This is a genomic window from Lichenihabitans sp. Uapishka_5, from assembly GCF_033947565.1.
GTDB lineage: Bacteria > Pseudomonadota > Alphaproteobacteria > Rhizobiales > Beijerinckiaceae > Lichenihabitans.
Genome location: NZ_JARPVX010000113.1, coordinates 1 through 9,169 on the forward strand (window position 1 = coordinate 1; position 9,169 = coordinate 9,169).

Annotated in this window: 8 protein-coding genes; 3 read left to right on the forward strand and 5 right to left on the reverse strand. The window is 63.3% G+C overall.

The window, feature by feature from the left end; translation table 11 throughout:
* Positions 1-161: 161 nt before the first annotated feature.
* The 3 genes from P7D22_RS21075 to P7D22_RS21085 are packed head-to-tail and all read right to left on the reverse strand — an operon-like array spanning position 162 to position 3,915.
* Positions 162-599: a response regulator gene (locus P7D22_RS21075; protein ID WP_319936226.1), complete on the reverse strand. Its 438-nt coding sequence runs from the start codon at positions 597-599 to the stop codon at positions 162-164.
* A 20-nt stretch (positions 600-619) separates the two neighbouring features.
* Positions 620-1,807, reverse strand: a complete 1,188-nt coding sequence (locus P7D22_RS21080) for a PAS domain-containing protein (RefSeq protein ID WP_319936227.1) — start codon at positions 1,805-1,807, stop codon at positions 620-622.
* Positions 1,804-3,915: a PAS domain-containing protein gene (locus tag P7D22_RS21085; protein ID WP_442916127.1), complete on the reverse strand. Its 2,112-nt coding sequence runs from the start codon at positions 3,913-3,915 to the stop codon at positions 1,804-1,806. Before P7D22_RS21085 ends, P7D22_RS21080 begins: the two co-directional genes overlap by 4 nt.
* A gap of 299 nt (positions 3,916-4,214) precedes the next feature.
* Here P7D22_RS21085 and P7D22_RS21090 point away from each other — a divergent pair, with 299 nt between their 5' ends.
* The gene (locus P7D22_RS21090) at positions 4,215-6,386 is read left to right on the forward strand and encodes a histidine kinase dimerization/phosphoacceptor domain -containing protein (RefSeq protein ID WP_319936229.1); all 2,172 of its coding nucleotides are present in this window, start codon (positions 4,215-4,217) and stop codon (positions 6,384-6,386) included.
* An 86-nt stretch (positions 6,387-6,472) separates the two neighbouring features.
* Here P7D22_RS21090 and P7D22_RS21095 read toward each other — a convergent pair whose 3' ends face one another.
* Positions 6,473-6,604, reverse strand: coding sequence for a hypothetical protein (locus P7D22_RS21095; RefSeq protein WP_319936230.1), 132 nt, complete (start codon positions 6,602-6,604; stop codon positions 6,473-6,475).
* Between the two features lie 583 nt (positions 6,605-7,187).
* Between P7D22_RS21095 and P7D22_RS21100 the strand changes: the two genes are divergently transcribed.
* Positions 7,188-7,385 (forward strand): hypothetical protein, encoded by a 198-nt coding sequence (locus P7D22_RS21100; RefSeq protein WP_319936231.1) that lies wholly within the window; start codon positions 7,188-7,190, stop codon positions 7,383-7,385.
* Between the two features lie 387 nt (positions 7,386-7,772).
* On the opposite strand, the gene P7D22_RS21105 is transcribed toward P7D22_RS21100, so the two are convergent.
* Complete coding sequence (locus P7D22_RS21105) at positions 7,773-8,069, reverse strand: hypothetical protein (protein ID WP_319936232.1); 297 nt, start codon at positions 8,067-8,069, stop codon at positions 7,773-7,775.
* Positions 8,070-8,146: 77 nt separating this feature from the next.
* Between P7D22_RS21105 and P7D22_RS21110 the strand changes: the two genes are divergently transcribed.
* Positions 8,147-8,692: a helix-turn-helix domain-containing protein gene (locus P7D22_RS21110; protein WP_319936233.1), complete on the forward strand. Its 546-nt coding sequence runs from the start codon at positions 8,147-8,149 to the stop codon at positions 8,690-8,692.
* Positions 8,693-9,169: the final 477 nt, after the last annotated feature.

Below are 9,169 nucleotides of genomic sequence, written 5' to 3' on the forward strand. Positions count from 1 at the left end.
ACGGACATCCTGATCGGCTACCGCCTCGCTTCCGCACTTGTGGGTAATTGAAAGCGTCCAGTCACGCTTACAATTTGGCAGCTGCCGGAGCTGCCGCTCCCGCGTGGACGCGGCCTGCACCTCGATGGTTCGAGCTGCCGGCTGCGGGCTCCTTGTTCCGCTCAGTTTTTCCAAACAGCCGTGAATGCTGGGAAGACTGTGAAATCGGGCGGTGTCGGCGAGGACGGCGGGGGGTTGCAGATGCCATCGACGATGTAGCGCATCGCAGACATCAGCCCGTTGCGGGAGAACGGCTTGGCTATGACCCCATGCGCCCCGGCGTGGTCATCGGGCAGCTTCTTTGGATTGGCTGTCACGAAGATGATGATCGCGTCGGCCCAATGGCTCTGGATGTGGGCACAGACGTCCAGTCCGCTTGATCCCTCGGCGAGTTGAAGGTCAACAAACGCCACGTGAGGGGCGATCGCGTCGTCGAGACCCTGGACCTCGCGGAGGCAGGCGGCTTCGGCAACGACGCCGTGACCCGCATCCTCGATCAGCATGCCAAGATCCATCGCGAGGAGTGCCTCGTCCTCGACGACAAGGAAGCGCAGCGGCATTTGGGGATGATCGATACCCGTCACTCCGAGATCGGGAACGTGAGGGTGACGCTCGTTCCAGGCCGCGCATCGTCCCACGTCGCCACCGCCTGCACCTGCCTGCAAAGGCGGTTGACCAACGTGGTCCCTAGGCCATCGACGCGCTCGCCCTTGGCCGCCATGCCATATCCGTCATCCGCGATGCGGATCACCGCCTGGTCGGCCACCGCCTTCGCCGAGACATGCAAATGACCCGGACGATCATTGGCGAACGCATGCTTCACCGTATTGGTAACGAGTTCGTTGATGATGAGTCCCAACGCGGCAGCCTTGCTGGACGAGATGTCCAGGCGGTCAACGTCCGCGTCGACCTTTATGTCCGCCCTTCCGCTCGCACCGATCACGTCGTGGACGAGACTGCCGGTGAAGGTGCCGACGTCGAAGCGCGTGACGTCGTCCGACTGGTAAAGGCGTCGATGGACCGTCGCGAGCGCGTCCACCCGCTCCAGCATCGCGTCCAGCTTGGAACTGACAACGGGGTCGCCGATCTGCCTGGATTGGAGCCGAAGCAGCGAGCCGATCATGGTGAGGTTGTTCTTGACCCGGTGGTCGACCTCATGGAGCAGCAGGTCCTTGGCCGCGAGCGCCTCTTCCAGGGCAAGCGTCCGCTTCTGCACCTCAGCCTCGACGATCGCCTTCTGTTCCGCGATCACCCGTTGCGACTCGACGCGGTCGCTGATGTCGAGCTGCGAGGCGAAGAAGAACTGCACCTCACCCTCATGGCTGCGCGTCGGGCTGAGGTAAAGCGCGTTCCAGAAGGTGGTGCCATCCTTTCGGTAATTCAGGAGATCGACCTGGACGTCGGTCTCGGTCTCTATCGCCGTGCGAAGGCGCTCGACGGAATCCGGATCCGTGTCGGGTCCCTGGAGGAACCGGCAATTGCGTCCGACGATCTCTTCGCGAGCATACCCCGTGAGCTTCTGGAATGCCTCGTTCACGAACACGATGGGATTGTCGTCCTGGCGCGGGTCCGTGATCACCATGGGCATCCGCGTGGCCCTGATCGCGGCCGCAAACGGGTCGCCACGACCGTTCTCGTGGTGGATGCGTTCCGTCAGGTGCCAATCGTAACGCTGTTCCACCTCAGTGCCCTTGTGAACGAGTTCGAGATGGTCACAGTCGTCCGGACGGTGGGTTTGCCCGAATCGACGAGCCGAGGCGAGCCTCATGACCCATTGGGCAAGCGACGTCGTTTGGCCATGCGGCGAAGGGTGCGGGAAAGCTGCTCCGCCGAGTAGGGCTTCTGCAACAGTTCGAAGCCATGGGTGCCTTCCTGGGCAAGCACGTGGCTGTACCCGCTCGCCAGGATCACGGGCATGTCAGGCAGGCGCCTGCGAAGTTCCTTGGCCAACTCGATCCCGCCCATGCCCGGCATGACGACGTCGGAGAACACCACGTCGAAGTCGCCGCCCGTATCGCCGATCCTCGCCAGGGCCTCCTCGGCATTCGTGGCCAAGGTTGTTTCGTACCCCAGGTCCTGGAGGACTTGCGTCGAGAACCGCCCGACCTCGACATTGTCCTCGACCACCAGGACGCGGCGCCCGCCTCCGCCGGGCGGCATCTGTTCCCTGGCACGATCACGCGTCACCGTTTCCTGGGATTCCGGCAGGTACAGCGTAAACGTCGTGCCCTTGCAAAGGACGCTTTCCACGTCGACGTCGCCGCCGGACTGCTTGGTGAACCCGAAGACCTGGGACAGGCCCAGCCCCGTGCCCTTGCCGACGTCCTTGGTCGTGTAGAACGGCTCGAAGATGCGGGTGATCTGGTCTGCAGCTATGCCCGTTCCCGTGTCGGTGATCGAAACCGCCGCGAACGGTCCGGCCGAGCCGGCATGGCCCCTGATGGGTGGCATGGCGGTCCCGGAACGCAGACGAAGCGTCATGACGCCGTTGCCGTCCATCGCGTCGCGGGCGTTGACGGCCATGTTGACGAGGGCCGTCTCGAACTGGCTGAGGTCGGCCCGGACGAAGCACTGGCCGTTAGGCAACTCCGTCGCGACCTGGATGCGTGCCCCCGTTACGGTGTCGAGCATGTCCACGACGCTGCGAAGCCGGGCACCGACGTCGAAGACCTCCGGCTTGAGGGCCTGACGCCGCGCGAAGGCGAGGAGCTGGCCCGTCAGCTTGGCGGCACGGTCGACGGTGTCGGACACGGCATCGACGTAGCGCCGTCGGCGATCCTCCGCGAGATCCGGGCGGCGGAGGAGGTCCACGGATGAACGAATGATCGTCAGCAGGTTGTTGAAGTCGTGGGCCACGCCACCCGTCAACTGCCCGACCGCTTCCATTTTTTGCGCCTGCCTGACCAGTTCCTGGGCTTCGGCGAGCTTCGCCTGCTCCCGCAGGCGCCAGGTGACGTCGGTCACGAATTGGTAGGCGCCGATGCGCTCGCCACGCCCGTTACGAAGCGTCCGGAACTTCACCTCAAAGTAGGGACGGACGCGGTCGGGATCGCCGAACTCCTCGACGAAGGTGAACTCCTCACCTGACAGTGCGCGTCCCCAACCGGCCCTGACCTGCTCCTGTTGTTCAGGCTGGCCGGCCAGGAGGACGAGCATGTTGTCGCCGACCCTCGGACGCATCCCGTAAATGCGCTCGAACTCGTCAGCGTTCGACCGATTGATCGCGAGGATGTTGAAGTGGAGGTCGCTGACCAGGATCAGCACGTCCGTCGTCTCGACAACATTGCCGAGCAGGTCCCGCTCCGCCGTCCGGGCCTCGACCGTGCGTTCCAGTTGCTCGTTCAGCCTCTGGAGGGAGGCCTTGTTGAGGACGTGCTCGGTTGTCTCGTTCGTGATGCACAGGATGCCGGCCACCGCGCCGACCTCGTCACGGATGGGAGAGTAGGAGAAGGTCCACCATGTCTCCTCGGCCACGCCGTAACGCGACATGGCGAGTGGCAAGTCTTCGTGCAGGCTGGCCTCGCCCGCCAACGCCTTCTCGGCCCAAGGGCGAACGGCGTCCCAGGCATCCGGCCACAGCTCCGGCAGGGTCTTCCCCAGGGCGTTCGGCAACCGGGGGCCGAGGACTGGCCGGTAGGCATCGTTGAACAGGAAGACGAGTTCAGGGCCCCAGGCGAGATACATCGACTCGGGCGAGGCCATGATCAGGTTCACGGCGAAGCGCAGCGCGGACGGCCAGCGCTCGGTCGGACCCAACGGGGTCGCCGACCAGTCGTGGGCTCGGATACGGGCGCCCATGTCACCGCCGCCCATGGGAAACTGCTGGGATGGCGACATCCGATCAGCTGGCATCACGCTCACGGGTTCCTTGTGCATCGTGACGCTGCGTAACTATCGGACCCGTGTCACCCTCCCGCACCGGTGCAGACCCCACCAGGAGCGTCTCGCCGGGCCCGACTGTCATCGGCCAACCGCATCCAACGTCGAAGATAATCCCCACGAGGTTCCTGCCAGTTAGCTCAGCCAATGACGGTCCATGATTCGCGGACACGGCGCCGTTCTGGCCTAGGTGTTCGGTTGGAACGCGAGTTGGCAACGCCCGTTCCATGCAAGGGAGCACGCGCGCGTGAACTCCTTCACTTTCGGTCATATCGGATCGTGGGTATCATGCCTCGATGAGGCGATGCAAAGGACCCGACCCCCTGGACGACCATGATCCATCGGACCTCGGGCCCGATTTGACGGCATGTGATCGGGAGCCGATCCATGTTCCGGGCTCGATCCAACCGCACGGCATGCTGCTGGTCGCCGACGTCGACACCTTGCGCGTTCAGGCGGCCGCGGGCGACGTCGAGGCGTGGTTGTCACCCGATTGGTTGCATGCCTCCCTCGGCGCGTTGCTTGGCGGAGGGGTGAACGACAGGCTGGCCGACTTGCCCGAGGTTGGCAGCCTGGACCTGAATCGCGTGACGTTGGGGACCGACACCTTCGACACGGTGGCACACCGGGCCGGCAACAGCTTGATCGTCGAGTTAGAACCCGCCCCGACGCCACCGGCCTTGGCGACGAGCGTCCTGTCGTTCCTCGACGCCGCCGGGACCTCGTTCGAGAGGGCGTCGGACCTCCGAGAGATGTGCGAACGCGCGGCCGTTTGGTTCCGGAGGTTGACTGGCTACGACCGGGTGATGGTTTACCGGTTCCTCGATGATGATGCCGGGGTCGTCCTTGCCGAGGATCGCGACGCGGCGATTGATCCGTTCATCAACCACCATTTCCCCGCCTCGGACATCCCGAAGCAGGCGCGTGCGCTCTACGTCCGCAACAGGGTGCGCGTGATCCCGGACGTCGGGTATGCGCCGGCTCCCTTGCGGCCGGGCTCGACGGGCATGTCCGCCCTCGACATGAGCGACGTCGGGCTGCGCAGCGTTTCGCCCATCCACGTCCAGTACCTCAAGAACATGGGCGTCGGGGCGTCGGCCTCGGTGTCCATCGTCAAGGACGGCCTGCTTTGGGGGTTGATCGCCTGCCACAACGCGCAGCCCAAGCGATTGCCGTATGAGACCCGCATGACGTGCAGGACTCTGGCGGGCGCGTTGGCGAAGCAGGTCAAGGTCAAGGAGGACGCGGCGTCCTATCAGGAGCGCCTTCGCCTGCGCTCCTCGGAGGACACCGTCGTCGGGCGCCTCGGCAGCGAAAGCTCCCTGAGAGATTTCTTCGCCCGCACCGGCGACGAACTGTGCCGGATGCTGGGCGCCACCGGGTTCGCCGCCATCCAGGGCAAGGATCTCCACGTCGTGGGTCGCAGTCCCGACCGGCGGGAGATTCGGGAGATCGCGGCCTGGGTGCGCAAGCCCGCGGCCGTGAGGCCTTTCAGCACCCATAGACTCTCCAACCTTTTCGAGGAGGCCACGGCGTATCAAGCACTGGCGAGCGGCCTGCTCGCCGTCACCATGTCCACCGAGGAGCCGACCATCCTCATGTGGTTCCGCGCGGAGGAGATCGAACGGTTGAACTGGGCGGGCAATCCTCACAAGGCTGTGGGTGTGGATCCAAACGCCACGCTCACGCCCCGGACCTCGTTCGAGGCGTGGACCGAGATCGTCAAGGGGCGCTCGCAGCGCTGGACCTTGAACGAGGTCGAGGCCGCCAACCGGCTCAAGCGCACCATGCTGGAGGCCATGCAGAACCGGCGCATCCGCGAACTGAACGAGGAACTGACCGCGACCGTCGCCGAGAAGGCGTCCCTGCTGGAGCAGAAGGATTTCCTGATGAAGGAGGTCAACCACCGGGTCCAGAACAGCCTGACGCTGGTGTCGGCCTTCCTGGCCATGCAATCACGCTCGGTCAACGATACGGCCCTCAGCGAACACCTGAACGAAGCCCAGAGGCGGCTGTCCGCCGTGGCCCTGGTCCATCGCCGACTGTACCAGGACGACAACGTCTCTACCGTCGATCTCGCCCGCTACCTCGACGAGCTGTGTACTGAGATGAAGGCCACCATGGGCAGCGAATGGGGTAACCTCATCACCCTCGACCTGGCGCCGGTGCTGATCTCGACGGATCGGGCCGTTCACGTGGGGCTGATCCTGACCGAGTTGGTCATCAACGCCAACAAGTACGCCTACGCCGGAGGCGTGGGGCCCATCGCCATCTCGCTCGAACAGCATCGGAACCGCTTCAGGCTGACCGTCGCCGACCGTGGCCCCGGCAAGGCGGGCGCCACCCGCAAGGGCTTCGGCAGCCGCATGATGCGGGGCATGGTCGATCAATTGGCCGGTGACATTGAAGAGACCGGCAATGATCCCGGCCTGCGTGTCGTGCTCACGGCGCCGCTCGACGACAGCTGACGCCGATCGGACCGCCCGCCACGAGCCTCTCAACAGGCCGTGCTTCGGCCCATCCAACCTCGCCGTCCTGTTCGAAAGGCGATCGTTCAGCAGCCGTTTGGCGGCGTAACCGCTCGCTGCTGCTGCGAGACCCGGACGGCACGCTCGTCGACCTGTTTTCCCTGGTGACGACGGGGGCCAAGCAACGCCTCGATGAAGCGGGTCTCGATCAGGAGCAAGTCTTTGTGCTCGTCAGGGCAACAGTCGCAAGGGAATGGGTCGACCTTCATAGCAGCTGCTTTCAAACGCAGGCATTCGATCGAGCGGGTTTTAGTCTGGTTTTTCTCAAATACGAGGAAAGCTTAGCGACGTAGACAATAGAGATAATTAATTCTACCGCATGGCTCTTTGTTTTGATTTTATTTACAATTATAGTCTATTCGTCCAGAGTAACATAACGTTATTGGTACAATTCGACCCGAGTTGTCCCCTTTCTCGTTTCGGAACAGATCGATTACATGAGGCTTGCAGGTGAGCGCTTGTCACGTGTTGACTTGCCACGATGACACGAGAGCCGGGTCGTTCGGGGAGAGGGGCCCGGCTCTCAACAAACTGCGGTGGCTAAGTCCCGCTCCGGCATTGGCATTGGCATTGATGCTCATCAGATGAGACGCGGTGTGTAAGCGATCACCGGCTTCTTAACTCACTGTTCAGCACATCTGACGGCGACTGGAAACCTAAAGGCATTTGGGCCGCTTGAGGATCGTCTCGTCGATGCTTGGGAGCCCAACAATGTGCCATCGCACGATCTCAACGACGCAGATGTCTCACATCTATGAGAACTTGGAATACACCGGCACTGTTCATGAGGGTGCGGTCTGGGTAACGACCGGCCATCATCCCGACCTCGGTTCCATCGTCACGATCCAGGACGAGGATCCCAAAGTGGTCATCATGCATTCGCAGTTTCCTTCGGAACTGCCGAATGAGACTCCGGACGAAGCGATCACGGCGCATTAACTTCGCGGGGTGTCAGATCACCATCTCCAGCGACATTCGAACTACGCTCTCTCGCTCTTTCGATGCACGTGCTCATTCGACCAGCAGGCGGGCACGCAATAGCTCGAGCCAGCAGCCGAACAGGGCGTGGTCCTGGGTGCGGGTCATCTCGAGAAGACGCCGGCTTCGTCGCGGGCGAGATCAGGACCGCCGCCACCAAGGACGCGTAGAAGCGGGCGTCCAAGCCGGTCAGCTTGTTGTCAAAGAGCAGCGCCCGAACAGCGCGACAGGTCTCCCATAAGAGCGGTCAAGCTCAAGAAGCGGCCAGAGATGCTGAGACCGAGAAGACGGCCAAGCTGCGCGCCTTGGGTCTTGCCAAGGTGGAGTCCACTCGGATCGCGGCTGAGATCAGGCGAGCAAGACGCGAATAGCGGCGGCCTTGATCCTGACCAGCCGGCCAACGGGACACCCTTTCACGCCTAATGTTGATGGCTCAAGCCCGATGTCAGGGCACCAGGAAACCTTGCATGCCCAAGACACTTTGCGGAAAGCCAGGGAATGAGCCGATCCGGCTTCCTGACCTACGCGGCACGGCGGCAGATGGAAGAAGCCTGATCCGATGCCGGCCGACGTGATATCCTGACGTCGATTGCGCTCCCGGCTTGCCGGGTTCGTCTCGAGATCATCCGCAAGGGTGGCGTCCATTCGGGAACTTGCGGGGTCGGCTTTCGGACGGGAGGCCGAGCCCTAAACGCATCTGCCGCCTTTGTAGGACCTCACCCATGGCCCTCGTCTACATCGTCGCCAATGCGCCCTGGGGTCCGGTCAGGCTGAAGACGGCAGGCAGCATGGCCGAGCTGCTGAAGCACGCCACGATGGCGCCAGCCTATGTCGAGGACGTGGGCGATCGCGACCCAGCCGCAGTGGTGGAAGCAGCTTGGAGCCTGCTTCCGCAGGCCGATGCGTCGGGATGGATCGCGGAACGCCTCGATAAGGCTTCTGGGATCGTCGCACAGGCCGTTTCTTGCGTTCCGGCTAGGGCAGCAGCCTATGAACATGTTATTGCTTCTCCTGAGCCCTCTGTGAGTCATGGCGGGCCCGTACCTGCGGCCAAGGTGCGGCGGCGGCTCGGCGTTGAGGTGGATGCCAAGGCGATCCGAGCAGGGCTCGGAATGTCGCAACCGGAGTTCGCCAAGGCGTTCGGGATACCGCTGGCGACGTTGCGGGATTGGGAGCAGGAGAGATCGATACCCGATGAGGTTGGACGCTCTTTACTGCTGGTGATCGAGCACAATCCTGGCGTGGTGAAAGAGGCTTTGGCGGGGTAACGGCTGGCGCCGCTCTGCTCCAACGTGCCGCGCAAACAACCCCGCAGAGCCATGCCACCACACGTGTCTTTCCGGCTCGACGCAAGCCACACCGAGGACTTGGTTCATCACGGGGATGTCCCGGGTTCGGCGCGCTCGTAGCGGAGCAGGCATCGGGAGCCGGTTCGGCGCCTCGCCGAACATGCTCGCCGTTGCGCTGGACGTCACTGACGACGCGCAGGCCCGGACCGCGGCGCAGGCTGCATACAGTCAAGCCAAAGCCCTGACTGCCGTAACGATCCGATCAGAGCTTTGTTTTAGCATCGGAACAGCAGGCGATGCTCGGCTGCATGGATCGTGGTTTGGAGCGTGCTGGTGAAAGGTGTCGTTTTCAACCTGCTGGAAGAGGCCGTCACACGATCTTTCGGTCCGGATGTGTGGGACTGTCCGCCGTCAGGGCTCATGAGACAGACTGAGGGGTTTCGACGAGGGAGGGTT